Annotated in this window: 27 protein-coding genes and 1 tRNA gene; 16 read left to right on the forward strand and 12 right to left on the reverse strand. The window is 72.8% G+C overall.

The window, feature by feature from the left end; genetic code table 11:
• Window positions 1-9: 9 nt before the first annotated feature.
• Window positions 10-1,380, reverse strand: a complete 1,371-nt coding sequence (locus AC4H2H_RS17280) for an MFS transporter (protein ID WP_494372058.1) — start codon at window positions 1,378-1,380, stop codon at window positions 10-12.
• Between the two features lie 139 nt (window positions 1,381-1,519).
• Here AC4H2H_RS17280 and mshD point away from each other — a divergent pair, with 139 nt between their 5' ends.
• From mshD to AC4H2H_RS17295, 3 genes are all read left to right on the forward strand, one after another.
• A complete protein-coding gene (gene mshD / locus AC4H2H_RS17285) occupies window positions 1,520-2,548 on the forward strand; it encodes a mycothiol synthase (protein ID WP_494372059.1) in 1,029 nt (342 codons plus the stop codon).
• A 73-nt stretch (window positions 2,549-2,621) separates the two neighbouring features.
• Window positions 2,622-4,886 (forward strand): RNA degradosome polyphosphate kinase, encoded by a 2,265-nt coding sequence (locus AC4H2H_RS17290; RefSeq protein WP_494372060.1) that lies wholly within the window; start codon window positions 2,622-2,624, stop codon window positions 4,884-4,886.
• 3 nt (window positions 4,887-4,889) lie between these two features.
• Window positions 4,890-5,927 (forward strand): NUDIX hydrolase, encoded by a 1,038-nt coding sequence (locus AC4H2H_RS17295; RefSeq protein WP_494372061.1) that lies wholly within the window; start codon window positions 4,890-4,892, stop codon window positions 5,925-5,927.
• Between the two features lie 27 nt (window positions 5,928-5,954).
• Here the strand turns inward: AC4H2H_RS17295 and AC4H2H_RS17300 are convergent, their stop codons facing one another.
• The 3 genes from AC4H2H_RS17300 to AC4H2H_RS17310 all read right to left on the reverse strand — a co-directional run bounded on the left by AC4H2H_RS17300 (window position 5,955) and on the right by AC4H2H_RS17310 (window position 8,900).
• Window positions 5,955-6,956: an inorganic phosphate transporter gene (locus tag AC4H2H_RS17300; protein WP_494372062.1), complete on the reverse strand. Its 1,002-nt coding sequence runs from the start codon at window positions 6,954-6,956 to the stop codon at window positions 5,955-5,957.
• Between the two features lie 5 nt (window positions 6,957-6,961).
• Window positions 6,962-7,582: a DUF47 domain-containing protein gene (locus tag AC4H2H_RS17305; protein WP_494372063.1), complete on the reverse strand. Its 621-nt coding sequence runs from the start codon at window positions 7,580-7,582 to the stop codon at window positions 6,962-6,964.
• Between the two features lie 718 nt (window positions 7,583-8,300).
• On the reverse strand, window positions 8,301-8,900 hold the full coding sequence (locus AC4H2H_RS17310) for a hypothetical protein (RefSeq protein ID WP_494372083.1): 600 nt from the start codon (window positions 8,898-8,900) through the stop codon (window positions 8,301-8,303).
• A 246-nt stretch (window positions 8,901-9,146) separates the two neighbouring features.
• Between AC4H2H_RS17310 and AC4H2H_RS17315 the strand changes: the two genes are divergently transcribed.
• The 5 genes from AC4H2H_RS17315 to AC4H2H_RS17335 all read left to right on the forward strand — a co-directional run bounded on the left by AC4H2H_RS17315 (window position 9,147) and on the right by AC4H2H_RS17335 (window position 14,219).
• Window positions 9,147-10,598: a sugar porter family MFS transporter gene (locus AC4H2H_RS17315; RefSeq protein ID WP_494372064.1), complete on the forward strand. Its 1,452-nt coding sequence runs from the start codon at window positions 9,147-9,149 to the stop codon at window positions 10,596-10,598.
• A 128-nt stretch (window positions 10,599-10,726) separates the two neighbouring features.
• Window positions 10,727-11,242 (forward strand): MarR family winged helix-turn-helix transcriptional regulator, encoded by a 516-nt coding sequence (locus tag AC4H2H_RS17320; protein WP_494372065.1) that lies wholly within the window; start codon window positions 10,727-10,729, stop codon window positions 11,240-11,242.
• A 133-nt stretch (window positions 11,243-11,375) separates the two neighbouring features.
• Window positions 11,376-13,097: an MDR family MFS transporter gene (locus AC4H2H_RS17325; RefSeq protein ID WP_494372066.1), complete on the forward strand. Its 1,722-nt coding sequence runs from the start codon at window positions 11,376-11,378 to the stop codon at window positions 13,095-13,097.
• Between the two features lie 155 nt (window positions 13,098-13,252).
• The gene (locus tag AC4H2H_RS17330) at window positions 13,253-13,753 is read left to right on the forward strand and encodes a MarR family winged helix-turn-helix transcriptional regulator (protein ID WP_494372067.1); all 501 of its coding nucleotides are present in this window, start codon (window positions 13,253-13,255) and stop codon (window positions 13,751-13,753) included.
• 25 nt (window positions 13,754-13,778) lie between these two features.
• Entirely contained in the window at window positions 13,779-14,219 is a 441-nt protein-coding gene (locus tag AC4H2H_RS17335) for a ribosomal maturation YjgA family protein (RefSeq protein WP_494372068.1), read from the forward strand.
• Here the strand turns inward: AC4H2H_RS17335 and msrB are convergent.
• Entirely contained in the window at window positions 14,191-14,616 is a 426-nt protein-coding gene (gene msrB / locus AC4H2H_RS17340) for a peptide-methionine (R)-S-oxide reductase MsrB (protein ID WP_494372069.1), read from the reverse strand. The two genes, AC4H2H_RS17335 and msrB, sit on opposite strands and share 29 nt — an antisense overlap.
• A 138-nt stretch (window positions 14,617-14,754) precedes the next feature.
• Entirely contained in the window at window positions 14,755-16,221 is a 1,467-nt protein-coding gene (locus tag AC4H2H_RS17345) for a DEAD/DEAH box helicase (RefSeq protein ID WP_494372070.1), read from the reverse strand.
• A 279-nt stretch (window positions 16,222-16,500) separates the two neighbouring features.
• Here AC4H2H_RS17345 and AC4H2H_RS17350 point away from each other — a divergent pair, with 279 nt between their 5' ends.
• Window positions 16,501-17,217 (forward strand): M50 family metallopeptidase, encoded by a 717-nt coding sequence (locus tag AC4H2H_RS17350; protein ID WP_494372084.1) that lies wholly within the window; start codon window positions 16,501-16,503, stop codon window positions 17,215-17,217.
• Window positions 17,218-17,229: 12 nt separating this feature from the next.
• Here AC4H2H_RS17350 and AC4H2H_RS17355 read toward each other — a convergent pair whose 3' ends face one another.
• Both AC4H2H_RS17355 and AC4H2H_RS17360 read right to left on the reverse strand, forming a co-directional pair.
• Window positions 17,230-17,760: a hypothetical protein gene (locus AC4H2H_RS17355; protein ID WP_494372071.1), complete on the reverse strand. Its 531-nt coding sequence runs from the start codon at window positions 17,758-17,760 to the stop codon at window positions 17,230-17,232.
• A 255-nt stretch (window positions 17,761-18,015) separates the two neighbouring features.
• A complete protein-coding gene (locus AC4H2H_RS17360) occupies window positions 18,016-18,297 on the reverse strand; it encodes a HesB/IscA family protein (RefSeq protein ID WP_483775566.1) in 282 nt (93 codons plus the stop codon).
• 291 nt (window positions 18,298-18,588) lie between these two features.
• Here AC4H2H_RS17360 and AC4H2H_RS17365 point away from each other — a divergent pair.
• The 3 genes from AC4H2H_RS17365 to AC4H2H_RS17375 all read left to right on the forward strand — a co-directional run bounded on the left by AC4H2H_RS17365 (window position 18,589) and on the right by AC4H2H_RS17375 (window position 20,060).
• Window positions 18,589-18,661, forward strand: a tRNA-Lys gene (locus AC4H2H_RS17365).
• Between the two features lie 211 nt (window positions 18,662-18,872).
• Window positions 18,873-19,211, forward strand: a complete 339-nt coding sequence (locus AC4H2H_RS17370) for a VOC family protein (RefSeq protein WP_494372072.1) — start codon at window positions 18,873-18,875, stop codon at window positions 19,209-19,211.
• A 12-nt stretch (window positions 19,212-19,223) separates the two neighbouring features.
• Window positions 19,224-20,060, forward strand: a complete 837-nt coding sequence (locus tag AC4H2H_RS17375) for a MerR family transcriptional regulator (protein WP_494372073.1) — start codon at window positions 19,224-19,226, stop codon at window positions 20,058-20,060.
• 27 nt (window positions 20,061-20,087) lie between these two features.
• Here the strand turns inward: AC4H2H_RS17375 and AC4H2H_RS17380 are convergent, their stop codons facing one another.
• Window positions 20,088-20,570: a pyridoxamine 5'-phosphate oxidase family protein gene (locus AC4H2H_RS17380; RefSeq protein WP_494372074.1), complete on the reverse strand. Its 483-nt coding sequence runs from the start codon at window positions 20,568-20,570 to the stop codon at window positions 20,088-20,090.
• Between the two features lie 180 nt (window positions 20,571-20,750).
• Here AC4H2H_RS17380 and AC4H2H_RS17385 point away from each other — a divergent pair, with 180 nt between their 5' ends.
• Together AC4H2H_RS17385 and AC4H2H_RS17390 are read left to right on the forward strand one after the other, a co-directional pair.
• Window positions 20,751-20,972: a three-helix bundle dimerization domain-containing protein gene (locus AC4H2H_RS17385; RefSeq protein WP_494372075.1), complete on the forward strand. Its 222-nt coding sequence runs from the start codon at window positions 20,751-20,753 to the stop codon at window positions 20,970-20,972.
• An 88-nt stretch (window positions 20,973-21,060) separates the two neighbouring features.
• Window positions 21,061-21,357, forward strand: coding sequence for a DUF4287 domain-containing protein (locus AC4H2H_RS17390; RefSeq protein WP_494372076.1), 297 nt, complete (start codon window positions 21,061-21,063; stop codon window positions 21,355-21,357).
• A 344-nt stretch (window positions 21,358-21,701) separates the two neighbouring features.
• Here the strand turns inward: AC4H2H_RS17390 and AC4H2H_RS17395 are convergent, their stop codons facing one another.
• Window positions 21,702-23,366 (reverse strand): glycoside hydrolase family 64 protein, encoded by a 1,665-nt coding sequence (locus AC4H2H_RS17395; RefSeq protein ID WP_494372077.1) that lies wholly within the window; start codon window positions 23,364-23,366, stop codon window positions 21,702-21,704.
• A 196-nt stretch (window positions 23,367-23,562) separates the two neighbouring features.
• On the opposite strand from AC4H2H_RS17395, the gene rlmC reads away from it, so the two are divergent.
• On the forward strand, window positions 23,563-24,687 hold the full coding sequence (gene rlmC, locus AC4H2H_RS17400) for a 23S rRNA (uracil(747)-C(5))-methyltransferase RlmC (protein WP_494372078.1): 1,125 nt from the start codon (window positions 23,563-23,565) through the stop codon (window positions 24,685-24,687).
• 90 nt (window positions 24,688-24,777) lie between these two features.
• On the opposite strand, the gene AC4H2H_RS17405 is transcribed toward rlmC, so the two are convergent.
• Window positions 24,778-25,392, reverse strand: a complete 615-nt coding sequence (locus tag AC4H2H_RS17405; RefSeq protein WP_494372079.1) for a DinB family protein — start codon at window positions 25,390-25,392, stop codon at window positions 24,778-24,780.
• A gap of 49 nt (window positions 25,393-25,441) precedes the next feature.
• On the opposite strand from AC4H2H_RS17405, the gene AC4H2H_RS17410 reads away from it, so the two are divergent.
• A complete protein-coding gene (locus AC4H2H_RS17410) occupies window positions 25,442-26,044 on the forward strand; it encodes a pyridoxamine 5'-phosphate oxidase family protein (protein ID WP_494372080.1) in 603 nt (200 codons plus the stop codon).
• Window positions 26,045-26,119: 75 nt separating this feature from the next.
• Here the strand turns inward: AC4H2H_RS17410 and AC4H2H_RS17415 are convergent, their stop codons facing one another.
• The gene (locus AC4H2H_RS17415; protein ID WP_494372081.1) at window positions 26,120-26,716 is read right to left on the reverse strand and encodes an ASCH domain-containing protein; all 597 of its coding nucleotides are present in this window, start codon (window positions 26,714-26,716) and stop codon (window positions 26,120-26,122) included.
• Between the last annotated feature and the right edge of the window lie 166 nt (window positions 26,717-26,882).

Genomic DNA, 26,882 nt, shown 5'->3' on the forward strand with positions numbered 1-26,882 from the left:
GCCGACCGGTCACCGCCCGACCTCGAGCCGCGCGGCGCGTGCCAGCGGGAGCGCCGCGACCGCGCACACGACGACGAGCACCGCCGCGCCCCACGCGAGCGCGCCGTACGACGAGAACCCGATGATCGCGCCGGCGAGGATGCCACCGACCGCGCCACCGCCGTTCATCGACAGGTCGGAGAGCCCCTGCACGGACGTGCGCGACGCCGCCGGGGTCGCGTCGACCAGGAGCGCCGACCCGGCGACGAGCCCGCAGGACCACCCCAGCCCGAGCAGCACGAGACCGACCGTGAGGCGTGCCGAGTCCTCGCCCGGCGCACCGGCCACGACGACCGCCGCCGCCAGCAGCAGCGCGAGCCCGAGGAACAGCACGCGCGCGTGCCCCACGCGGTCGGCGAGCCAGCCGACCACCGGGCTCAGCGCGTACATGCCGGCGATGTGCGCGCTGATGACGAGTCCCACGACCTGGAGCGTGGCGCCGCCGTGGTTCATGTGCACGGGCGTCATCGACATGAGCCCGACCATCACGAGGTGGCTCAGGACGATCGCGCCGAGCGCGAGCCGCGCCGTCGGGCTGGCCGACACGACCGCCCAGCCGGAGCGCAGCCCCGCGGACCACCGCGCACCGGTGGGCGCCTCCCCGCCGGGGCGTCCGTCCCGCGCGCCGGCCGACTCCTGCAGCACCCGGGACGCTACGAGCGGGTCGGGCCGCAGCCACACGGCGACCACCGTCGCCGCGAGCGCGAACGCCACGGCGGCGAGCACGAAGGGCGCCGCGCTGGGCGGCGCCGCACCGTGGCCCGCGTGCTGGTCGGCGCCGAGGCGCAGCGCCGACCCGGCCGCGCGGTCGGCGACCCCGGCGAGCGTCGGACCGACGACGGACCCGACCGTCGTCGCCCAGACGACGACGGACAGGTCGCGCGCCCGGCGGTCGGGGGCCGCGAGGTCCGTCGCGGCGAACCGCGCGGCGAGACCGGCGGCGGCGCCCGAGCCGAACAGCAGCATCGCGACGACGAGCAGGGGCCAGGATCCCGCGAGGACCGCGACGGTCGCGAGCGCCGCGCCCGCCGTCGCGACGCCGAAGCCGAGGAGCAGCGAGGGCCGCCGGCCGCGGCTCCCCGCGACGTGCGCGAGGGGCAGCGCGACCAGCGCCGCACCGACGACGCCGGCAGTCGCCGTGAGCCCGGCGATCGCGTCCGAGCCGGAGAGCGCCGAAGCGATCAACGGCGCGACGGCGATGCCGCTGGCCACCCCCACACCCGCGACCACCTGCGTCGCGGAGAGCGTCGTGAGCGTGCGGCGCTGCGTGGGCAGCGGGGCGTGTAGGGGCAGTGCGGCGAGACTCTCGCTGCCGAGCTCGGGGCGGGGTTCGGTGCTCACCCTCGAACGCTAGGCGGTCCGCGCACCCGCTGGCGAGGGGCGACAGCGCCACGCGACGTCGTCTTCCTGCCACCGGACGCTCGCTCCGGCGCCCGGAGCCGCGGCGCGCCGATCGCGGCGCCGGGGGCAAGATGGACCGGTGGAGACCGCGATCCTCTGGCACACCGGGCCGCTCATCGACGACGTCGAGATCGCGCAGGTCCACGACCTCGCCGTGGTGGCCGAGCGCGAGGACGGCGTCGCCCCGCTGTCCGAGCAGCCGCTGCTCAACCTGCGCGAGGCGCCGGACGACGTCGTGCACCTGCTCACGTGGCGCGGCGGCGAGCTCGCCGGGTACGCACAGGTGGACAAGCGCGGCGAGGCGCCGAGCGCCGAGCTCGTCGTCCGCCCGACGCACCGGCGCCACGGCCTGGGCTTCCACCTGCTGGGCAGCGCCGCCGACCGCGCGGCCGAGCCGACCCCGTCCGCCGCCGAGGCTCCCGACGCGTCCCACGTCGGCGGGACCGCCGAGCACGAGGGCGTCCCCGTCGGCCCCCGCGCGCCCCTGCGCGTGTGGGCCCACGGCGACCTTCCCCCGGCGCGAGCGCTCGCGGCACGAGCGGGCTACGTCGCCGTGCGCGAGCTGCTCGTGCTCGAGCGCCGGCTCGGTACGCCGGCCGAGCACCCGCAGCCCGCCGTCCCGGACGGCCTGCGGCTGCGCGCGTTCGTCCCCGGGCCCGACGACGACGCGTGGGTCCGGGCGAACGCGCTCGCCTTCGCGCACCACCCGGAGCAGGGCGGCCTGACCGTCGCCGACCTGCGCGCCCGGACGCGCGAGGACTGGTTCGACCCTGCCGGGCTGCTCCTGCTCGAGCGCGACCCGGCGTCCGGGAGCGCGGCGCCCGAGCCGGTGGGCTTCGTGTGGACCAAGGTGCCGACGGGCCAGGCAGACGGCGCGCGCGAGGGCGAGATCTACGTCGTCGGCGTGGTGCCCGCCGCCCAGGGCGAGGGCCTGGGCCGGCTGCTCACCGCCGTCGGGCTCGCCCACCTCGCGGCGCGCGGCGTGAGCACCGCGGTGCTGTACGTGGACGGGGACAACGTGCCGGCGGTGCGCACGTACGAGCGCGCCGGCTTCACGCGCCGGGCGGTCCACGTCCAGTACGCGCGCCAGGCCGCGGACGACGCGTGAGGGTGCCGGGACGCCCGGTCCGGTCGGTGACCCGAGTCACGCGCCGTTCACCAACTGGTGCCACCATGAACCCATGACCGAGACGTCCACCCAGCGCACGCTCGACTCCGACCTGGCCGCGCACATCGCGGAGCACATCGCGGAGGAGCCCGAGATCGAGCCCCTGGATGCGGGGCTCGACCTCGAGCCGCTGCCCGACGACCGGTTCGCCGACCGCGAGCTGAGCTGGCTCGCGTTCAACCAGCGCGTGCTCGAGCTCGCCGAGGACCCCCGCCAGCCGTTGCTCGAGCGCGTGCGGTTCCTCGCGATCTTCGCGTCGAACCTGGACGAGTTCTTCATGGTGCGGGTCGCCGGCCTGAAGCGCCGCATGGCCACCGGCATCGCGGTCACGGCGGCCTCGGGGCTGTCCCCGCGCCAGGTCCTCGACGCGATCAGCGACCGGGCGCACGACCTCATGACCCGCCACGCGACGGTGTTCAGCGACGACGTCCAGCCCGCGCTCGCCGCCGAGGGCATCACGCTCGTGCACTGGGACGAGCTCGAGACGCGCGAGCAGGAGCGCCTGCACAAGTACTTCCGCAAGCAGATCTTCCCCGTCCTGACGCCGCTCGCGGTCGACCCCGCGCACCCGTTCCCCTACATCTCCGGGCTGTCGCTCAACCTCGCGGTCGTCGTCGCGAACCCGGCGACGGGCAAGGAGCACTTCGCGCGCGTCAAGGTGCCGCCGCTGCTGCCGCGCTTCATCGCCGTCGACGCCCGCGGGCGCCCGAGCGCCCCGACGACCCGGACCGCCGCCCCGGACAAGGGACCGACGTCGTTCGTGCCGATCGAGGAGGTCATCGCCCACCACCTCGACGCACTGTTCCCCGGCATGGACGTCCTCGAGCACCACACGTTCCGCGTGACGCGCAACGAGGACGTCGAGGTCGAGGAGGACGACGCCGAGAACCTCCTCCAGGCCATGGAGAAGGAGCTGCTGCGCCGTCGCTTCGGGCCGCCCGTGCGGCTCGAGCTCACGCACGGCATCAGCGACCGCATCCGCGCCCTGCTCGTGCGCGAGCTCGGTGTCGTGGAGGAGGAGGTCTACGAGCTGCCCGAGCCGCTCGACCTGACGGGCCTCAACCTGCTCGCCGACCTCGACCGCGCCGACCTGCACTTCCCGCCGTTCGTGCCGACGACGCACCGCCTCCTCGCCGAGGTCGAGAGCTCGTCGCCGACCGACGTGTTCGCCGCCATCCGCGCCCGCGACGTCCTGCTGCACCACCCCTACGACTCGTTCTCGACGTCCGTCCAGACGTTCCTCGAGCAGGCCGCGGCGGACCCCAAGGTGCTCGCCATCAAGCAGACGCTGTACCGGACGTCGGGCGACTCGCCGATCGTCGACGCGCTGATCGACGCCGCGGAGGCGGGCAAGCAGGTGCTCGCCCTCGTCGAGATCAAGGCGCGGTTCGACGAGGAGGCCAACATCTCGTGGGCGCGCAAGCTCGAGCAGGCGGGTGTGCACGTCGTGTACGGCATCGTGGGGCTCAAGACCCACTGCAAGCTCTCGCTCGTCGTGCGCCAGGAGTCGGACGGGCTGCGCCGCTACTGCCACGTCGGCACCGGGAACTACCACCCGAAGACCGCGCGCCTGTACACCGACCACGGGCTCCTCACCTGCGACCCCGACATGGGGCAGGATCTCACGCGGCTGTTCAACCAGCTCTCCGGCTACGCGCCGCAGTCCCGCTTCCACCGCCTCCTCGTCGCGCCGCGCACCGTGCGCACGGGGCTCCTCGAGCGCATCGACCGCGAGGCCGCCGCCGCCCGCGCCGGGCACGAGGCGTGGGTGAGGATCAAGGTCAACTCCGTCGTCGACGAGACGACGCTCGACGCGCTCTACCGCGCGTCGCAGGCGGGCGTGCAGGTCGACCTCGTGGTGCGCGGCATCTGCTCCGTCCGCCCGGGTGTGCCCGGCCTGAGCGAGAACATCCGGGTGCGCTCGATCCTCGGCCGGTTCCTCGAGCACTCGCGCATCTTCGCGTTCGCGAACTCGGCGGGGCCCGCCATCGGCGAGGGCCCGGAGAGCGGGCCCGAGGTGTTCATCGGGTCGGCCGACCTCATGCACCGCAACCTCGACCGCCGTGTCGAGGCGCTCGTGCGCATCTCCGACCCGGACCAGGTGCTCGAGCTGCTCGACCTGCTGGAGACGTCGATGTCCGAGCGCACGGCGTCGTGGCACCTGGACGCGGACGGGACGTGGCACCGCCCCGACGCCGCTCCCGACGGCGGACCGCTCGTCGACCTCCAGGCGAGCCTCGTGCAGCGCCAGCGGCGTCGTCTCAGCGGGAGGCGGTAGCGGATGGGAGTGCCACCGACCGCCCTGCACACCGGCGTGCCCCTGATGCCCGCCCTCGGACCCACGCACGTGGCGCACGCACCGGTCATCGAGTCGGCCGGCGCGCTCGTGTGGCGGGTGCACGACGACGTGCTGCAGGTCCGCCTCGTGCACCGGCCCCGCTACGACGACTGGTCGTGGCCCAAGGGCAAGCTCGACCCGGGTGAGACGTTCCAGGCGGCAGCCGCGCGCGAGGTCGCCGAGGAGACGGGCAAACCGGTCGTCCTCGGCGTGCCGCTCCCGGGCCTGCAGTACCTGACGGCCGAGGGCCGCGTGAAGCGGGTGCACTACTGGGCCGCGCGCAAGGCGTCGACGTCGCGGGACGCGGGAGCGCTCGCCGCCCGCGCGCCCGTCCCGCCCGTCTCCCCGCAGGAGATCGACAGCGCGGTGTGGCTCTCCGTCGACGACGCCGCTCGCCGGCTCACGCGGTACGCGGACCGGACACCGCTCGAGGCGCTCGTGCGCGAGCACGACGACGGCCGGCTGGCGACGCACGTCGTCGTCATCGTGCGCCACGGCAAGGCGGTCGCCCGGGCCGCGTGGCACGGCGAGGAGCAGCACCGGCCGCTGACGCCCGCCGGCCACGCGCAGGCGATGGCGCTCGTGCCGGTGCTCGCGGCGTACGGCGTCGAGACCGTCGTGACGAGCCGGTGGGACCGCTGCGCCCAGACGATCGCGCCCTACGCGGGCGCGTCCGGGTCGGAGCCGGCGAGCACCGACCACCTCACCGAGGCGCAGCACGAGCGCTCCCCCGCGCGCGTGGCCCGGACGACCCGAGAGCTCCTCGAGTCGGAGCGCTCGTCGGTGCTGTGCACGCACCGGCCCGTGCTGCCGACCGTCCTCGACGTGCTCGGCCAGCACTCGCGCCGCGCCGTCGCGAACGCCCTGCCCACCGACGACCCCTACCTCGAGCCGGGCGAGATGATCGTCGCCCACGTGGCCCGCACGTCGCGCGGCCCCCGCGTCGTCGCCGCGGAGAAGGTGGCACCGCCGCTGCACTGAGCGGATCCTGGTCCCGCGGGCCGGGACTCAGATGAGGATCGGGCTGAGGATCCAGTACATGACGGCGGCGACGAGCGCGGCCATCGGGATCGTGAGGACCCACGCGATGCCGATGTTCTTCGCGACGCCCCAGCGCACGGCCGAGAGTCGCTTCGTCGCACCGACGCCCATGATCGCCGAGGTGATGGTGTGGGTGGTCGAGACGGGCGCGTGGAAGATGAAGGCGTTCGCGTAGAGGACGACGGAGGCGACGGACTCGGCGACGAACCCGCGCGCCGGGTCGAGCTCGATGATCTTGCGGCCGAGCGTGCGCATGATGCGCCAACCGCCGGCGTACGTCCCGAGCGAGATCGCGGTCGCCGCCGAGAGCTTGACCCACAGCGGGATGGTGTTGTCGTCCTGGAACCCGCCCGCGACGAGGGCGAGCACGATGACGCCCATCGTCTTCTGCGCGTCCTGCAGACCGTGGCCGAGGGCCATGGCGGCGGCGGACGCGGTCTGCGCGATGCGGAACCGGCGGAAAGCCCTGGCCGGTGCCGCGTTCCGGAAGATCCACAGCACGCCGACCATGAGGACGAACGCGAGGCCGAACCCGATGAGCGGCGAGAAGATCATGGGGAGCACGACCTTGTCGAGGATCGCGTCCCAGTGCACCGTGATCCCGGACGCGACCCCGACGCCCGCGAGGCCACCGATGATCGCGTGCGTCGACGACGAGGGGAGGCCCAGCCACCACGTGATGAGGTTCCACGTGATCGCGCCGACGAGACCGCACAGCACGATGACGAGGCCCTGGTGGGGCGGGACGTCGTTCACCGCGACGATGTCCTCCGCGATGGTCTGCGCGACCTCGGTGCCGAGCAGCGCGCCGATGAGGTTGAACACCGCCGCCATGATGAGCGCCGCGCGCGGTGTGAGGGCCCTGGTCGAGACCGACGTCGCGATGGCGTTCGCGGCGTCGTGGAACCCGTTGGTGTAGTCGAACGCCAGGGCGAACGCCACGACGACGACGACGAGCACTGCCTCCACGGGGCTCAGGACTCCTTGAGCGCGATGGTCTCGACGGTGTTGGCGACCTTCTCGAAGGCGTCGGCCGCCTGCTCGAGGATCTCCACGATCTCCTTGAGCTTCATGAGGAGGATCGGGTCCGTGACCTCGTCGAAGAGCTGGGCGAGGAGCTTGCGGTGGACCTTGTCCGCCTGGTTCTCGAGGCGGTTCACCTCGACCCAGTACTCCGCGAGGTCGTCCATCGCGCGCAGGCGCGGCATCGCCTCGGCGGTGAGCTCCGACGCACGCTGCAGCACCTGCACCTGCTCCGACACCCGCGCCGGGAGCTCGTCGACCTTGTACAGGACGATGAGGTCGGCCGCCTCCTCCATGTAGTCCATGCAGTCGTCGAGCGCGGACGCGAGCGCGTAGATGTCGTCGCGGTCGAACGGGGTGACGAACGTCTGGTTGAGGCGCCGCATGATCGAGTGCGTCGCGTCGTCCGCGAGGTGCTCGGTCTCGCTGAGCTGCTTGGCGAGCTGCTTGCGGGTCGCGCGGTCGGCGCCGAGCAGCTCGGCGAGGAGCGTGGATCCGGTGACCAGGTGCTGCGCCAGCGCGGCGAGAAGGTCGAAGAACGAGGTGTCGCGCGGTGTCAGGCGCAGGCGCACGGGGGGCTCCGGAAGGGACGCGGGGTCGAGGGCTGAGCTGGCGTCGGCCGCGGGGGCCGCTCGGTGGCCGGTGAAACCGGTCGGCCGGGGTGGTCACTGATCTCGGTCGGATGATCTCTGGATGAACGCACGTCGAACTCTCGTCAAATGTAGCCGACGCGCGGACCGATGCTGGAATCGTCGCGAGCCGCCGCGCACAGTCGCAGGATGGTCACGAGCGGGCACCTGGCGTCGTTGCCGGTGACCGGATCGGGGACCTGCCGAGATGAGGACGCCGGGCCGGGAGCGCCTCTCGGCGCGTGGCCGCTCGAAGCGGCTGAGTGTGGAGCCCGGGGCTACCGCGGCCCGGCGTCGTCGACCATCGTACGTGCCCTCCGGACGTCCCGGAACTGCTCCGACCTCGTGTTCGCGCTCCGGAGAACCCGGCCCCTCACCGTGCGTACGACCAGCACCCGGGTAGCCCCCGGTCCGCCGAGGTAGAACCCTGGTTCTCGTGCCCGACGGCGGTCTGGTCGCCCTGGGTGCCGGGGTGGGTGGGGGCGCCGCGTCTCCCGGCTTCGACTCACCCTGGTCGTCATTCACCAGGGCACGACCCGCGCCGACGCGACCCGGCGAGCACCACCTCGGCCGACCAGGGCTCTACCTCGCGCGACCACGGTTCTACCTCGGCGCGGCTCGGACCGTGCGTTGTCGGCGAGTGTTCTGTCGCGGCGGCTGGTCAGTCCAGACGGTCGGCGCGCCAGAGATCGGCCGCGTGCTCGAGCTCCTGGGCGGTGCGCAGCAACGACGCCGCACCCCGGGTCATCCGCAGCGCGCCGGACGGGTCGGCGACCTCGCGCGAGTCCGCGTCGAATGCTGCGCCGGTCGCGAGGATCCGGCAGAACGAGCCCGCACGCTCGAGAGCGACGGCGAGGTCTCCCGTGAAGACGCCGGACAGCACGGCGTCGGCGAGGTCGCGCACGTCCTGCGGGCCCGGGGGCCGGGGGACGCCCGCGATGGCCTCGTGGACGGGTGCGGCGTCGACGCCGAGCCGGTAGCGCAGCGTGACGGTCTGCGGGTCGCGACGCACCCACTCGCGCAGGACGTACAACCGCCAGAGCGCCCCCGGGAGGGAGTTCGGGGCCGCGTCGGCCCACAGCGCGGCGACGACGTCGAGCCCCTCGGTCTCGACGAGGTGCACGAGGCGCTCGACGACCTGCGGGTCCTCTGCGTCGCGCGCCCGGCGCACGATCACCTGGGCCGTCGTGTGGGCGACCTGGTCGCGCAGCGCCGGGTCGAGCTCCCCCGGGAGGTCCTCCGCGTCGCGCGGGTCCAGCATCGCCGGACGCCGCGGCCGCCCGGCACGGCCGGGTCCGCCGCCGTCCGGCGGGAGCGAGGTGTCGTCGTCTGGCACCTGCACAGTCTCCCCCCGCGCCCGCAGCCGGCGCACGCTCCCGGCGGCTCCCGGCGGTCCCCTCGACGACGCAGGAGGGCGCCGACGAGACGTTCGCCGCGCCGGTAGCGGCACCCAGACCTACAGTGACGAGAGATCCCAGCCGACGACCGGAGCGACCGGAGGACCGCGATGACGAGCAGCGACGCAGCAGGCCACAGCACCCTGACGGCCAGGAGCGCGCACCGCAAGGCGGTCGGTCTGGCCATCGCGGCCGCGGTCGGCGGCTTCCTCTTCGGCTTCGACAGCTCCGTGATCAACGGAGCCGTCGCGGCGATCGAGGGCCAGTTCGAGCTCGATGCCGCGGTGACCGGCCTCGTGGTCGCGATCGCCCTCCTCGGCTGCGCGCTCGGTGCCTGGTCCGGCGGGCGCCTCGCGGACCGCTGGGGGCGCACGCGCGTCATGGTGATCGGCGCGATCCTCTTCTTCGCGTCCTCCATCCTGTCCGCGATCGCCTGGTCGGCGCTCGACCTCGCGCTCTGGCGCTTCATGGCCGGCGTCGGCATCGGCATCGCGTCGGTCATCGCGCCGGCCTACATCGCGGAGATCGCGCCCGCGCGTCTGCGCGGGCGCATGGGCTCGTTGCAGCAGCTCGCGATCACGGTCGGCATCTTCGCCGCCCTCCTGTCCGACCAGCTCCTCGCGGAGGCCGCCGGCGGCGCCTCCAACGAGCTGTGGCTCGGCTGGGAGGCGTGGCGCTGGATGTTCCTCGTGTGCGTGGTCCCCGCGGCGGTGTACGGGATCCTCGCGCTGCGCATCCCCGAGTCGCCCCGGTACCTCGTCGCCAAGGGTCGCGACGAGGAGGCGAGAGCCGTGCTCGAGTCCGTCCTCGGCCCCGACGAGGACGTCGACGACCGCATCTCCCAGATCCACCGCTCGATCGCGGTCGACGAGAAGAACGCCCAGGAGGGCTCGCTCAAGGGCTCGTCGTTCGGTCTCAAGCCGATCGTCTGGGTCGGCATCCTGCTGTCGGTGTTCCAGCAGTTCGTCGGGATCAACGTGATCTTCTACTACTCGACGACGCTGTGGCAGGCCGTCGGGTTCGACGAGAGCCAGTCGTTCCTCGTCTCGACGATCACGTCCGTGACGAACGTCGCGGTGACCTTCATCGCCATCGCGCTCGTGGACAAGGTCGGGCGGCGCCCGATCCTGCTCATCGGGTCGGCGGGCATGACGCTCTCGCTCGGCCTCATGGCGCTGGCGTTCACGCAGGCGAGCGGCAGCGGCGACAACATCACGCTGCCGGACCCGTGGGGGACGGTCGCGCTCGTCGCGGCGAACGCGTTCGTCGTGTTCTTCGGGGCGTCGTGGGGGCCGCTCGTGTGGGTGCTGCTGGGCGAGATGTTCCCCAACCGCATCCGGGCCGCCGCGCTCGGTGTCGCCGCGATGGCGCAGTGGCTCGCCAACTTCGCGATCACCCTTTCCTTCCCACCCATGCTCGACGCCTTCGGAGCGACGATCCCGTACCTCATGTATGCGATCTTCGCGGCGCTGTCCTTCGTGTTCGTGTTCACGAAGGTGCCCGAGACCAAGGGGGTCGAGCTCGAGGACATGGGCAACGAGAGCCGTACCGCCGCGCACTGAGCCGCCCTGAGCCGCGCACCGGAACCGGCGCTGACCCATCGCACGCGTCGGGAATTCCTTGCTCCACGCAATGGTTGCTGCAAGCAACTTCGAGGAGTATGCTTGCCTGCAGCAACCAAGGAGTTCTCGTGCCCCTCACCGCCACCGTCGTGCCCGACGGCGCCCAGCGCCCGCCGCTCGACCTCACCTCCGACCCGTCCCCGGCCGCGGGGCTCGTCCGTGCGCTCGACGAGCTCGCCCGCGCCCAGCGCGAGTCCGCCGTCCGGATCGCGCGCGACCTCGACATCCCCCGCGCGTCGTTCGGCGTGCTCCGCATGCTGCATCGCTGCGGGTCCGTCCAGCTCGGCGACGTGGCCGCCAAGCTCCGCGTCGACCTCTCCGTGGCGAGCCGCCAGGTCAGCCACCTCGTCGACGAAGGCCTCGCCCGTCGCACGGTCGACGACGACGACCGGCGCGCCCGCACGATCGAGCTGACCGACGCGGGCCACGCGCTCGTCGACCGCGCCGACGAGCACATCGACGCCCTCGGTGATGCGGTCTTCGCCGAGTGGACCGACGACGAGATCGTCGCCGCGACCCGCCAGATCGAGCGCGTGGTGGCCGCCGTCGTCGCCGGTCACGAGGGCCCCCGCACGACCGGGTGACCCGCACGCCCGGCGGCCCTACGCCGTCGGGAAGCACCCGCGCCCGACGACCCGCACCGACGATGCCGGCGACCAGGCACCGACACCGGACGCCGCCACCCTGACCCCCCGCGACCAAGGAAGACAGCACCCCATGACCAGCGCGACCGCAGAACTCACCGCACCACCCGGCGGCACCACGGCTGACGGCCCGATGACCCGCCGCCAGGTGACGGAATCCCTCTCCGGCATCCTCCTCGGCATGTTCGTCGCGATCCTCGCGAGCTCGATCGTGTCGAGCTCGCTGCCCAAGATCGTCAGCGACCTCGACGGCTCCCAGGCCTCCTACACGTGGGTCGTCACCGCGACGCTCCTCGCGATGACGATCTCGACCCCGATCTGGGGCAAGCTCGCCGACCTCACCGACCGCAAGGTCCTCATCCAGATAGCGCTCGTCGTCGCCGTCGTCTCGTCGGCTCTCGCCGGCCTGTCGCAGAACGTCGGCACCCTCATCACCTTCCGCGCCTTCCAGGGCATCGGGGCCGGCGGCCTGACGGCCCTGGCGACGGTGCTCATGACCGACATCATCTCCCCGCGCGAGCGCGGGAAGTACATGGGGCTCATGGGAGGGGTCATGGCCGTGAGCCAGATCGGCGGCCCTCTGCTCGGTGGCGTCCTCACCGACGTCGCGAGCTGGCGCCTGAACTTCTTCGTCGGCGTGCCGTTCGCGATCGCCGCGATCGTCGTGCTCCAGCGCACGCTGCACCTGCCCAAGGCCGCTCGCCGTGTCGTGCGGATCGACTACTGGGGCGCGCTGCTCGTCAGTCTCGGGGTCTCCGCGCTCCTGCTCTGGGTGACCTTCGCCGGGCAGAACTTCGAGTGGCTCTCGTGGCAGACGTTCGCCATGGTGGGCGGCGCGGTGCTCGCGCTCGTCGGCGCCGTGCTGGTCGAGCGGGTCACGCCCGAGCCGATCATCCCGCTGCACCTGTTCAAGAACCGCACGTTCGTCCTCGCGGTCGTCGCGTCCGTCGCGGTCGGCGTCGCGATGTTCGGCACCGCGGTGTTCCTCAGCCAGTACATGCAGGTCGCGCGCGGCAAGACCCCGACCGAGTCGGGCCTGCTCACCATCCCGATGATCGTCGGGACGTTCGTCGCCTCGACGCTGTTCGGCCAGCTCATCACGCGCTACGGCCGCTACAAGGCCTTCATGGTCGCGGGCGCCGCCGTCCTCGTCGGGTCGCTCCTCGCGCTGTCGACCATCGACTACCACACGAGCTTCACGCTCATCAGCGTCTACCTGTTCTTCCTCGGCGCCAGCATGGGCATGCTCATGCAGAACCTCGTGCTCGCCGTCCAGAACACCCTCGACGTCAAGGAGATGGGCGCCGGCACCTCCACCGTCGCGTTCTTCCGGAGCCTCGGCGGCGCGATCGGCGTGTCGGTCCTCGGCGCGGTGCTCGCGACCAAGGTCACGTCGTCCATCCAGGACGGCCTCGTGAAGCTCGGGATCCCCGCGGACTCGATGGGCGGCAGCAATGCCGTGCCGGAGGTCTCCACCCTGCCCGCGCCGATCCGGGACGTCGTGGAGAAGTCCTACGGCGACGGCATCGCCGACATCTTCCTCGTGGCCGTGCCGCTCGCGCTGGTCGCGCTGGTCGCGGTGTCCTTCCTCAAGGAGGTGCCGCTCGGGACCAAGACCGGCCTGCAGGAACGTCTCGAGAAGGAGGCCGCGCTCGGCGGCGACCCGGAGGACACGCCGGTCGACACGACCCCGGGGCGCGTGACGCTCGTCGAGCAGGCCGAGTCCACGCTCGTCGGGGCGTACGAGCCCGCGGGAGTCGTCGACGGCCAGGAGTCTGGTCGCCCGTCGCGCTGAACGCCCTCCTCAACCGCTGAGTGCATGAAATATGCGGTCTCGAATCGGTTCGAGGCCGCATATTTCATGCACTCAGCGATCTGGCCGAGCAATCCGCGGGTGACGTTTCCCGGAACGACGTGACCGCGGACTCCCGTTCGCGTCATGATGACCCTGTGCCACCCGAGAACGCGCCCGTCCGCCCCGGACCAGACGACGCAGCCACCGAGCCCGACGCCGCGTACGTCGACCTCGAACGCGAGCTGCGGATCCTGCTGCGCCGGGCCGGCGCCGCGGCGACGGCGATGGCCCGCCGCATCCACCCCGGTCTCGAGGCGAGCGCCTACCCGCTCCTCGCGCACATCGCGGACCGCCCCGGTGTGCGCGGTTCAGACCTCGCCGCCCACTTCGGGGTCGGGCGCGCGACGATCTCGCGTCAGCTCAGCCGGATGCATGCGCTCGGGCTGGTCGCACGCGAGGTCGACCCGGACGACTCGCGCGGGCAGCTCATCACCCTGACGCCGGACGGCGCGTCCCGCCTGCACGCCGCGCACCGCGGCCGCGTCACCTCCATCACGGAGGCGCTCGACGGGTGGGACCGCGACGACGTCGCGACGCTCGCCACGCTCCTGCACCGCTACTCCGAGGACGTCGTGCGCTGGAGCGCGAACCGGTGACCTGCCGCTCGCGCGAGGCGTGAGCGTGCCCGACGGCGCCCGCTCGCCACAGCCCGTCGGCGACCCGGTGGCCGCTCGGGCGCCCAGGCGGCGCCTTCGGGTCGCGATCGTCCTGGGGGTGGTCGTGCTCGCCGGGCTCGTGGTGGCGACGCAGGTGCCGGACCCGTGGGGCGACGTCGGCGGCGACCTCCTCTACGCGGTCGCGACCTACGTGCTCGTGGTGCTCGTGCTCGACCGCGTGCGCCCGCTCGTCGCGGGCGCCGTCGCGCTCGCGTGGTGCTGGGCGGTCGAGCTGCTCCAGGCCACGGGCCTGGCCTCGGCGGTGAACGACGCGGCCCCGCCCGCGGCGTGGCTGCTGGGCAGCACGTTCGCGGTGCGGGACCTGGTCTGCTACGCGGTCGGGGTCGCGATCGCGTGCGGGATCGACCTCGTCGTGGCTACTCGCCGGACTCGAACGTCAGGCTGACCGAGTTCATGCAGAAGCGGTCGCCCGTCGGGGTCTGGGGCGCGTCGTCGAACACGTGCCCCAGGTGGGAGCCGCAGCGGGCGCAGCGCACCTCGGTGCGCACCATGCCGAGGCTGCGGTCGGTGATGAGCTCGACGCGGTCACCCGCGAGCGGGCTGAAGAAGCTCGGCCACCCGCAGCGGGAGTCGAACTTCGTGTCCGAGCGGAACAGCTCGTTGCCGCACGCGCGACACGCGTACACACCGGTGCGCTTCTCGTCGAGCAGCTCGCCCGTCCAGGCGCGCTCCGTCCCGGCCTGCCGGAGCACGGCGTACTCCTGCGGGGACAGCTCGGCGCGCCACTCGTCGTCGGACTTGACGACCTCGTAGGGCTGGTTGTCGTGGGTCTGGCTGGTCATGGTCCACCTCCGACCATCCCAACCACCCCACCAGCCCCCGTGTTCCCGGCACACCGCGACGCTGAGTGCATGAAATAGTCGCGGCCGAATCGGTTCGACCGCGACTATTTCATGCACTCAGCGAGGCGGGGGTGGGTGTCAGCGGGAGGTGGAGGTCGAGTAGACCGTGCCGCCGGCGGGGCGCTGCGCGCGGCCGCTGCTCCCGCGACGACGTCCCGAGCCGCCCTGCCCGGCGCCCGTGGGCGATCCGTTGCCGGACCCGCGCTGCGCCGGGCGCTGACCGCCCTGGCCGCGCTGCGCCGTCGTGCCCTGACCGGCGGCCTGTGCCGCCGTGCGGCCACCGCCGCCGCCGCGGCGCGAGGCGCGCGACCCGCCGTTGGTCGACGGCGTGCCGCGCCGCGCCTGCGTCTGCGGCGGCGTGATGTCGCTCGGCCGCACGTACGCCGCGACCTCGCCCACCAGACCGGTGACGGTCGCGTCGCCGGGCGCGACGGGCGTCGGCTGCGCGGTGATCTTCGCCTTGCGGGTCAGGTCGCGCACGTCGCCGCGCTGCTCGGGCAGCATGACCGTCACGACGACGCCCTCCGACCCGGCGCGGGCCGTGCGGCCCGAGCGGTGCAGGTACGCCTTGTGCTCGGCCGGCGGGTCGACGTGCACGACGAGCTCGACGTCGTCGACGTGGATGCCGCGCGCGGCGATGTCCGTCGCGACGAGCACCTTGACCGCGCCCGACGAGAACGCCTCGAGGTTGCGCTCGCGCGCCCCCTGACCGAGGTTGCCGTGCAGGTCGACGGCCGGGACGCCGTTGGCGGTGAGCTGCTTCGCGAGCTTCTTCGCCTGGTGCTTCGTGCGCATGAACAGCACGCGGCGGCCGGTGCCGGAGGCGAGCTCCTGCACGACCTGCTTCTTCGCGTCCGCGTCGCGCACCGCGAGGATGTGGTGCGTCATCTGCGGGGGCGCGGCCGCGGCGTCGTCCACCGAGTGGCGCACCGGGTTGTTGAGGTAGCGCTTGACGAGCTGGTCCACGCCGTTGTCGAGCGTCGCGGAGAACAGCATGCGCTGCCCCTGCTTCGGAGTCTTGTCCATGATGCGCTTCACACCGGGCAGGAACCCGAGGTCGGCCATGTGGTCGGCCTCGTCGAGCACGGTGATCTCGATGCCGTCGAGCGTGAGCAGGCGCTGGTTGAGGAGGTCCTCGAGCCGGCCGGGGCACGCGATGACGATGTCCACGCCCTTGTCGAGCGCGGCGACCTGGCGCGACTGCGCGACGCCACCGAAGATCGTGGTCGTCGTCAGGCCCATGGTCTTCGCGACGGGCTCCATGGCGGCGTTGATCTGGTTGGCGAGCTCGCGCGTCGGGCACAGCACGAGGGCGCGGGGCCGGCGCGGGTGACGCGACGACTTCGCCGACGCCAGGCGGGCGACCGTCGGCAGCGAGAACGCGAGCGTCTTGCCGGAACCGGTGCGGCCACGGCCGAGGACGTCACGGCCCTTGAGCGAGTCGGGCAGCGTGGCGGTCTGGATGGGGAACGGGGAGTCGATGCCCTGGCGCGAGAGCTCGCGCACGACAGGGGTGGGCAGGCCGAAATCGGCAAAGGAAGTCACAGGTGATGGGCCTCTCGGGGCTCAAGGTCGGGGTCCGCCGCACGTAATCCGGGGGGATCTCCACGACGCGGGGCGCGCAAGATCGCGCTGCCCTCGAATCTCCAGTGTCTCATGCCCGACGCCGTGCGTCGGGGTGAGGTGCGTCTCCTCGGCCGCTGCCGGGCTCGAGCCACCTGTGGTGGAATGTCGCGCGTGCACCCGCTCACGTCCTCCCTCGCCGCCGCCCGCGTGCTCCGGTACGACGGCGGGGCGACCACCGGCGGCGACGTCGCGTCCACGGTGGGGGACGTCGTCGGGCAGGTGTGGCGGGCCGCGACGACGCCGGTCGCGCCGCCCGACACCGCCGTCGTGGTCGCGATGGGCGCGCTCGCGCTCGCCGTCGTGCTCGTGACACCGGTGTGGCGCGTGGCGCGGCACGTCGTGACGATCGCGCACGAGGCGTCCCACGCGCTCGCCGCGCTGCTCACGGGGCGCCGCCTGTCCGGCATCCGGCTGCACTCCGACACGTCGGGGCTCACCGTGTCGTCCGGCCGCCCGCGCGGGTTCGGCATGGTGCTCACCGCGTTCATGGGGTACGTCGGCCCGGGACTCATCGGGCTCGGTGCCGCGGCGCTGCTGCGCCAGGGCTACGCCGTCGGGCTGCTGTGGCTCCTGGTGGTGCTGCTCGCCCTCATGCTGCTGCAGATCCGGAACTGGTTCGGGCTGTGGTCGGTCCTCGTCACCGGCGCCGCGCTCGTCGCGGTCTCGTGGTGGGCGTCGCCCGAGGTCCAGAGCGCCGTCGCGTACGCGGTGACGTGGTTCCTGCTGCTCGGCGCCGTCCGGCCCGTGCTCGAGCTCCAGACCGAGCGCTCGCGCGGCCGGGCGTCGAGCTCCGACGCCGACATCCTCGCGCGGCTCACGCACCTGCCCGGACTGTTCTGGGTCGGGGTGTTCCTCGTCGTGACGCTGGGCGCCGCGGTGCTCGGCGGGTCGTGGATCGTGGGCCCCGCCGCCTGAGGAGGCATCGCGTCAGGGCGCGATCCGGACGCGCACCACGACCTCGTCCCGCGAGTCGGCGCCGTCCATCTCGACGTGCACCACCAAGCCCTCGTCGGTGCGCACGCAGGCCCGGGCACCGTCCTGCACGAGAGACCCGTGCAGCGACCGCCCGGCGGCGTCATCGCTCCCCTGCGTGCCGACCACGGCGAACGCCGCCAGCCGGTCGACGCACGCCGCCGGGTCGTCGCTCGCCTCGACGAGCTGGGCGCCTGTCGGAAAGACGAGCCGGTCGCCGTCCCACGAGATCTCCGTCCCGACGAGCATCGGCTCAGGCCCCAGCGCCCCGGCCGTGGGTGCCACCCGTTCGCCGTCGAGGTCCACCTCGTCGCCCGGTACGAGCACGAGACGCTGCTCCACGGGCACCGGCGGGTCGTCATGGGCTGATCGGGCGGCCGGCGGGTCGGCGCCGCCGTGCAGCGCGTCGACGGGCCCGCAGGCGGAGAGGAGCGCGCCGAGGCCGAACGTCGCGAGGAGGGTCGTGGTCGTGATCCGAGACTTCATCGTTCTCCCCTTTGCTCCCGGGCATCACGCCGGGTTCGATCGGGACAACCACGACCGGAGGGAGGCCGGCAGAGCCGGCTCTGATGCACGCGCGCAGGTGGGGCCGAGGCCGACGGGGCACCGCCGTCGGGCACGACGACGGGCCGCCCGCGAGATGCGGACGGCCCGTCGAGGGATCGATGACGCGCCTGGAGGAGGGGGACGCGTCGCCGAGATCGTGCCGGCGTGGGGCGCCGGGTCAGGCTGTGGTGCCGGTCAGCCCTGAGGAGTCAGGACGAACGACGGACCCTGGGCGTTCGGGTCGGTGTCGAGCGTGAGGTTCGCGAGGGTCTGCACCGTGGAGGACTCCACGAAGACCTTCGCCTCACCGTCCTCGACGACGGTGTCGTCGGGCTGCGGGGCGGGCACGAGCGCGAGCTCGAAGCTGCCCGCCTGGTCCGTCGACTCGGCGATCCGCAGACCACCTCCGTCGGGGACCCCAGCCTGGGTCTGCAGGTCGTGGACGGCGGTACGGGCGTTGTCGGTCAGGGTGAGCACGAGAGCTCCTCTCGTCGCCGGGTGGAACCTCGCGGGACACGTCCGTGCGGCCCACGCCTGGCCGGCGTGACCTGCCGTCGGTGCACCCTCCCGCGGGCTCCTCGGTCTTCTCCACCGAAACAAGAACGAGCGCAGCATGCAAGCGAAACGCCCGGTTCTCACCGAATTTCTCACGGAGCAAGACCCCGCATGACAGGTCCCGACGACGCGCGTAGGGTCCGCGCCCGCGCGGCCCGGTGTCGTGCCTCCGCGGGTACCCTGGGCTCCGGACGGCGCCCTTGCGCGGCGCCCGGGCCTCTAGCTCAACTGGCAGAGCTGCGGACTTTTAATCCGTAGGTTGTGGGTTCGAATCCCACGGGGCCCACCGACCAGGCGGCGGCTCGGCGGCGCGTCAGGCGTCGAGAGACCCGCGCGAGGTGCCAGCGCCCGACGGAACGATGCGGCCGCCACGTCTCCGCGACCACGGCCAGCTCCTCCGGTCCCCGGCGACCTTGCTTGACCTTCCAGCAGGGGGAAGCCGGACGCTGTGAGCGACCGCCGTCCCGGCGGTTCACGGCACCACGAAGGAGACCGTCATGTCCCTGCTCCCCGGCACCATCACGTTCGACTGCACCGACGCCCGGCTCGTCGCGGCCTTCTGGGCCGCGGCCCTGGGCACGGAGGCAGACCCCGACGCGACGACGGAGGCGGCCCAGCTCTCCGCGGACCGCTGGATCGTGTCCTTCGCCCGGGTCCCGGAGCCGAAGTCGTCGAAGAACCGCGTGCACCTGGACCTCGTCGCGGACGACCTCGACGCCGAGGTGGCGCGCCTGGAACGGCTCGGGGCCCGGGTCGAGGCCACCTACGACGACGGCGGTCGGTGGACCACGATGTCGGACGTCGAGGGCAACGAGTTCTGCGTCGTCGCCGGCTGAGAGGATCGGCCGGTGACCGACCTCGACGGCAGCCTCCCCGACCGCATGTCGATCGGCACGTTCTCCCGTGCCAGCTCGATCTCGGCTCGGACGCTGCGCACCTATCACGACAGCGGACTCCTGGTCCCGGCGGTCGTCGATCCGGCGACGGGGTATCGCTCCTACACCGTGGACCAGCTCGCCGATGCTCTGGTGATCGTCCGGCTCCGTGCCCTCGACCTGCCGCTCGCGCAGGTGCACGAGGTGCTGAGCCGCCGGGACCCGGAGCTCACCGCGGAGGTGCTCGTGCGACATCGGACGACCATGGAGCTCCGGCTGCAGGAGACGCAGGAGATCGTCTCCGCGCTGCAGTCGGGCGTGTCGTCCGCTACGACGCCGGTTCACGTCCAGCGCGTCGACGCGCGCCTCGTCGTCGCGAGCACCGCGGACGTGGCGTTCGACGACATGTGGGCCTGGCTCGAGCACACGGTCGACGTCCTGCACGAGGTCGCCGGCCGGCACGTGCCGGCGGACGCCGTGCCCGGGGCGCTGTACGGGCCGGCGATCGAGAACGACGACCACGAGGTCGTGACCGCGTTCGTCCCCGTCGAGACGGAGTTCCTGCTGCCCGCGAGCGCCCACGAGGTCCGCTTCACGGACCTGCCCGCGGGCGAGGTCGCCGTCCTCTCCCACACGGGCGGCTTCGACACGATCGGCGACACCTACCGCCTCCTCGGTGCATGGGTCGGGCGCAACCGGCGACCGCACGACACGGCGCCCGTCCGCGAGCACTACCGTGCGCTGGGGCCCGCCGGCACCCCGGACGCGAGCATCGAGACGAGCATCGAGATCCACTGGCCGCTGGCCTGATCGCCCGGGCTCGGCACCCGGCCGCGATCAGGCGACGGGCGCGCGTCCTCGCGCCGCCTCGGTGTCGCGCATCGCCAGGAGCGACACCCCCACGCCGTACGTCACGAAGTCCCCGCGCGGCTCGACCCGGATCCCGACGAGCGCACCGCGTGCGCCGTCCTCCGCGACGTCGAGCCCACGCAGCAGCACGTCGCGCACGGGCCCGGGGACCTGCGCGGCGGGCAGGAGGGTCGCGACGGCGGAGAACGTGATCGTCGCGGCGGGCACCTTCACCCACGGCACGAGCGGCACGCGCTTCGGGATCGGCACCGTGACGGACACCTGAGAGTGGGCCGCCAGGTGCTTGGCCTTCCACTCGTGGTCGTTCGTCGTCGACCAGAGGTGCCGCCCGTGGACGTGCAGCATGACGCCCGCGGTGCGCGCATCACCACGCGCGGACACCATGCCGAGCACCATGAAGTTCTGCTTCTCGAGGACGCCCCACACGTCGTGCGTCGTGAGCTCGACCATCCCGCCTCCGCTCCCGGCCGGACAGCCGTCTGCGCCAGGCTAGCCGTTGCTCGCCGGACTGCGGGGCCGCCGAGGGGGGCCGGAGAGCGCGACGGCACGCGGGAGGCCCGGTCGGCCCGTCGCCCGTCGTTCACCTCCCGTTGGTTGCGCAGCCTGCAGTTTCCACCTGACTGTCGTGGCATGGCTATGGAGGACGAGGACCGCGAGATCGACGTCGTGGTCGAGCGGATCAGCGCGCGGTTCCCCGACGTGCCGGTCGACGACGTGCGCGCCCAGGTGCTCGCCGAGCTCGGCCGGTACCAGACGGCGCACGTGCGCGACTTCGTGCCGGTCCTCGTGGAGAACACCGTGACGGACGTCCTGCGCTCGGGAGCCCGGGACGGTCGGCCGCGTCGCCGCTGAGGTGCGCGCGATGAGTTCTCGTGTCGGTGCGGGTCGATAGATTCCGATCGTCGGGTCGGACGCCCGGCACGGAGCGGAGGAGCTGCAGATGTCTTTCCAGGCCTACCTCGACGCGGTCGAGGAGAAGACCGGTCTCACGCCTCGCGCGCTCGTGGACCTCGCGCACGAGCGCGGGTTCGACGAGTCGACGAAGGCCGGCCCGATCCTCGAGTGGCTCAAGGGCGACTACGGGCTCGGTCGTGGGCACGGCATGGCGATGGTCCACGTCCTCACGAAGGGACCCCAGATCGCGTCGAAGCACGTGGGTACGTCGGGCACGCACCGCGACGAGTCGGACACTCTGTGGCTCGACGGCAAGGCCACGAACCCGGCCCGGTCGGGCTGACGGTCGTGGACGCGCTCGCGTCGGCCGCGACGTGCCGGTACGCCGCGGTGACGACAGCGACTGGCTGCGCAACGCGCTCGTCGCTCCGGACGTCGCCGTGCGCACCGGGCGACGTGAGCTGCCCGGCACCGCGCGCCGGGTGACGGCACGGACGACGTGCGCCACGCCGTCGAGCGCCTCGCCGCGAAGTACGCGCGGCACGCGCGCGTCGTCGACGCGTGGCGGGCGTACCCGCCCGTCCTCGTCCGGATCGAGCTCGCCGCAGCCTGAGGTGCCCGACGACGTCCGCGAGCGAGCGTCGTCGGGCACCGGAGCGTGTGCGCCAGGTCAGGGGCCGAGCGGCGTCAGAAGGACCAGCGCTGGGCGTCGGTCTGGTTGCACGTCCAGAGCTGGACCTTCTGGCCGTCGTGCAGGGGTGCGCCGCCCTGCGCGTCCAGGCACTTGCCCGACTGCGGGTTGCGCAGCGCCTTGGTGCCGGCGTCGTAGGCCCACTGCTGGGCGCCGGTGCCGTTGCACGTGTAGAGCCAGACGACCGTGCCGTCCGAGGTCCCGCTGCGTGCGACGTCGAGGCACTTGCCGAGCGCCCGGACCGTCCCGTCCGCACCGCGCGTCCACTGCTGCGCGGCGTTCCCGCTGCAGCCCGCGAGCTGGACCTGGTTGGTGTCCGTGGGGTCGGCCCAGGGGACATCGAGGCAGAGTGCGTCGTCGATCCGGACCGGCCCGGTGCCGGTCGGCAGACCCGTGCCCGGCTCACCCGGCTCGCCCGGCTCCTCGGTCCCGCCGTCGTCGCCGATCGGAGTCGCCGCACCCGAGAACGGGTCGAGCGAGATGTACGCGGCGGTCGGACTGCCGTCGTGGACGAGCGACTCGTGCGCACCGACGTCGTCGAACGCGAACGCGTACGCCTTGCCGTTCGCCATCTGCGCGTGGACCTCGCGCGCGTAATAGTTGGTGACCTGGTCCTGGTAGAAGCCGCTCGCGTCCGCGTCGGGCTGGTTCGGGTTGGTGAGGAGCGTCGTGCGGTTGAAGCCCGCGCACAGCGTGCGGGCGATCGGCCCGACGACGTGGTCGTTGGGCGCGTGCAGGTCCTGGTGGCAGCCGAAGATCGAGTCCGACGACGGCTTGGCGAACGACGCGACCTCCTGACCCGAGGTGTTGGTGAAGCGCATCCGGTCACCCACGACGCGACCGGTGAACCGCGTCCCGGGTTCGTGCGTGAACGGCGTCACCGTGAGGTCGCGCGTGCGGTAGTGCTCCCACACGCGATCGACGTAGTCGGACATCACGGTGGCGGAGATCATCCCGGTGCCGAGCCCGTGGCTGGGGTTGAGGGCGCGCAGAATGCTGCCGTCCGGGGCGCGCTGGACGAGGTTGCCCCAGCCGCCGGGCCGGCTCGCGAGCGCGTCGAAGAACGCACCGAAGCCGTTCGGCTTGAGCATCCCCGTGCTGATGACCGACCCGTCCGCGCGCTTCAGGCCGACCTGGTACGGCGCGGAGAAGAAGTCGACCTGGGTGCTGTTGATCCACAGGCCGCCGTCGTTGAGCGTGTACTCCGTCCAGCTGAACATCGTGTTGCGGTTGGGGTCGCTCGGGTTCTGCACCGCCGGCTGGACGAGGCGTCCGTCGTTGACGATCTGGAAGGTCAGCTTGCTCCCGTAGGAGAAGTAGACGCGTCCGGAGAGTTTCGGCAGCCGGATGGTCGTCGACTGACCGTTCGCCGGCCCTGTGATGGACGCGTCGGGTGCCGGCGTGGGGACCGGTCCGGCCGAGGGCCAGGGGTGGAACGAGCCGCCCGCGTCGGCCCATCCCATGCGCCCGGTCTGCAGGTCCTCGCCGAGGATGTAGACGTAGACCGGTCCACGCCCGGAGTCGTTCGTGATCGTGAGCGGGATCGTCGCCGGGACCGCGCTGGCGGGCGCAGCGGCGCCGACCACCGTCCCGGTCGTTGCGAGGACCGCTGCGCACAGCGCGGCCCACGCCCTTCTCGCCCTGCCCTTGGCCTGATTCATGCCGAGCTCGCTCCTGTCGGTTGCTCCGTCGAAACCTGTGGCCGCCGGACCGTTCCGACGACAGCGCCCCCGCAGGAGGTGTGGGAGCGCTACCACGACCGTAGCGGAACTCGTGCCCTCTGGCTAGGGAGCGTTCCCACGACGTGCCGAGGGCCACCTCGCGGCGGGTTCCGCGAGCGCCCGTAGACTCGAACGAGTGCAGTGCCACCACTACGACGCCGGCCGGTGCCGGTCGTGCACCCTCCTCGAGCTGCCGTACCCGACGCAGCTCGCCGGCAAGCAGGAGCACTGCGCCGACCTGCTCGCCCCGCTGGCTCCCGGCCTGACGTGGCTGGCCCCGGTCGAGTCCGCGGAGTCCGGCTTCCGCAACAAGGCGAAGATGGTGGTCACCGGCACGACCGAGGCCCCCGTACTCGGGATCCTCGCCGAGGGTGGCGGCGTCGACCTCACGGACTGCCCGCTCTACCCGCCCGCGCTGCAGGCGTCGTTCCCGGCGTTCGCCGCCTTCGTCACGCGCGCGCGCCTCGTCCCCTACGACGTCCACGCCCGGCGGGGCGAGCTGAAGTACGTGCTCGTGACGCTCTCCCCCGCCGGCGACCTCATGGCCCGCTTCGTCCTGCGGTCCACGGAGTCGCTGCTCCGGATCCGCAAGCACCTGCCGACCCTCCTCGACGACCTCCCGAGCCTGCGCGTCGTCTCCGCGAACCTCCATCCCGAGCACAAGGCCGTCGTCGAGGGCGACACCGAGATCCTCCTCACGGACACCGAGACGCTGCGGATGCCGGTCAACGGGATCGACCTGCACCTGCGCCCCCAGAGCTTCTTCCAGACCAACACCGACGTCGCGGCCGCGCTGTACCGGCAGGGGCAGGACTGGGTCGAGGCCGCGGCACCGTCGACCGTCTGGGACCTCTACTGCGGGGTGGGCGGGTTCGCGCTGCACGTCGCGGGGCCGGGCCGGGACGTCGTCGGCGTCGAGACGAGCGCCGAGGCCGTGGCGAGCGCGCGCCTCACCGCGCGCGACGCCGGTCTCGACCGCACGACGTTCCTCGCCGACGACGCGACGGCGTTCGCGCTCGCGACGCCCGACGTGCCGGACCTCGTGGTCGTGAACCCTCCGCGTCGCGGCATCGGCGAGACGCTCAGCACGTGGCTCGAGGAGTCCGGCGTGCGGCACGTCGTGTACTCGAGCTGCAACGCGACGTCGCTCGCCCGCGACCTCGCACTCATGCCGTCGCTCCGGCCGCGCGAGGCGCGCGTGCTCGACATGTTCCCCCAGACCTCGCACTACGAGGTCGCGGTCCTCCTCGATCGCGACTGAGATCTCGACGCCCAGGCACCGAGATCGACCCGAGCGCTCGAGATCGGCCTTCGGGAGGTCGACGTCGCGACGTGCGGGTCGATCTGGCGGTCAGGCGTGTTCGCCCGCGCGCCGGGCCGCCTCGACCGCCGAGGCCTCGACCTGGCCGCGGTAGGCGACCCACTCGTCGTCGCTCAGCCTGGGCAGGTTGCCCCGGCCGTCCCCCGCCGCGCCGTCGATCAGCTCGCGCACGATGTCCGCGTGGCCGGCGTGGTGCGACACCTCCGCGAGCACGTGGACGAGCACCTGGTGCAGCGTGACGTCGCGGTTCGCCGGGCGCCACCACGGCACCGTCCCGCGGGCGTCCAGGTCGAGCGACGCGACGGTCGCGTCGCACAGCTCCGACGACCGTCGGAAGAGCTCCAGGATCTCCTCGCGGCTCTCGTCCGCCGTCGCCCACATGTCGGCGTTCACCGCCGCGCCGTCGGCGAACCACGGGAGCTCCAGGTCGTGGCTGCCGCCGAACGCCTCGTGCAGATAGCCGAGCTGCACGCTGCCCACATGCTTCACCAGGCCGAGGACGTTGGCGCCCGTGCGCGTGAGCGGACGGCGGACGTCGTACTCGCTCAGCCCTTCCGCCTTGGCGAGCAGCGCCTCGCGCTCGCGGGTCAGGTAACGCAGGAGCGTCGCCTTGGGGTCGTGTTCCGGAGGTGTCGTGGCGCCCATCCCCCGGACGCTACTCCGGACGACCGACGTCGGTGCCAGACTCGGGCCCATGGCGACCGTGCACGCAGAGATCACCGACCGGCTGGCTTCCTTCGTCCTCGCTCAACCCGTGTTCTTCGTCGGCACGGCGCCGCTCGACGGCGACGGGCACGTCAACGTCTCGCCCAAGGGGATGGCGGGCACGTTCGCCCTGCTCGACCCGCTCCGCGTCGCCTACCTCGACTACACGGGCTCGGGCGCGGAGACCGCCGCGCACCTGCGGGAGAACGGCCGGATCGTGCTCATGTTCTGCGCGTTCGACGGCCCGCCGAACATCGTCCGGCTGCACGGCCGTGGCCGCTACGTCGAGCAGGGGAGCGCCGAGTTCGACACCCTGCGCCCCGAGTTCGCCAAGGACCGCGAGATCGGGCAGCGCGGCATCGTCGTCGTCGACGTGGAGCGCGTGTCCGACTCGTGCGGGTGGTCCGTGCCCCACATGACGTTCGTCGAGGACCGCGACGTCCTCGACCGGTCGCACCTGCGCCGCACCCCGGACTACTTCGACACCTATTGGCACGAGCGCAACGCCGAGAGCATCGACGGACTGCCCGCGATCGGCGACCCTGCGATGCCTGTCAGCACGCCAGAGGCCTCGGGGTCTGCCCACCGCTGACAGCTCTCGACGCCCGGACGTTGTCAGCCTGTCACGGGTCCGGGGGTCCGTGGTGCGCTGACAACTCTGCATGCGTCAGGCATCGGTCGCCGTCGCGTCGAGGTAGGCGCGACCGCGCGGGGAGATCCGGTAGCCGACGTCGAGACTCTCGGTGAGCCCGAGCTCCTTGAGCCGGCGCACGCGCACCTTGAAGTCGTCGCGCGCCATCCCGAGTCCCGCGGCGAGCTCGCGGGCGACGACGCCCTCGTTCGCCGCGACCAGCTCGAGGTACTGCCGCGTCCACGGCTCGTCCGCCGCGCGGTCCTTGCGTGCCAGGCTCGCGCGGAGCTGCGCGACGACGTCCGCGTCCAGCTCGGCGTCCTCGCGCAGCGCGACCCGCGGGTCCGGCCCTGCGAGCCGGATCCCGACCCGGTACAGGTCCCCCTCGCGCGCGGCACCCCGCGCGAGCACCGCGGCAGGCGACGCCATGCCGGCGAGGCGAGCGTCGTCGTCGGACACGAGCGGCGACCCGTCCGGTCCGTCAGTCACCCGCTCCACGGACGTCACCTCGACGACGCCGACCTGCGTCCGCTGCCGCGTCCCGACGCGCACGCGCGGCGTCGACCAGCGCCGGAACGCGAGCGTCACCGTCCCGTCCTGGAGCCCGCGCAGCGCGCGCGCATCGAGCAGCACGTCACGAGCCTACGAGCGCCGGCCACGTCCGGCACGGCGGCAGCACGACGACGAGGAGAACCTCACCGTCAACCTGAGGCAAAGGCGGGACGACGCCGGGAGGGGCGGGTGGCAGCGCCGCGTCGACGGCGACCCGAGACCAGGGCGAGACGACGCCGGGAGGGGC

Source organism: Cellulosimicrobium sp. BMG9.22, from assembly GCF_059159975.1.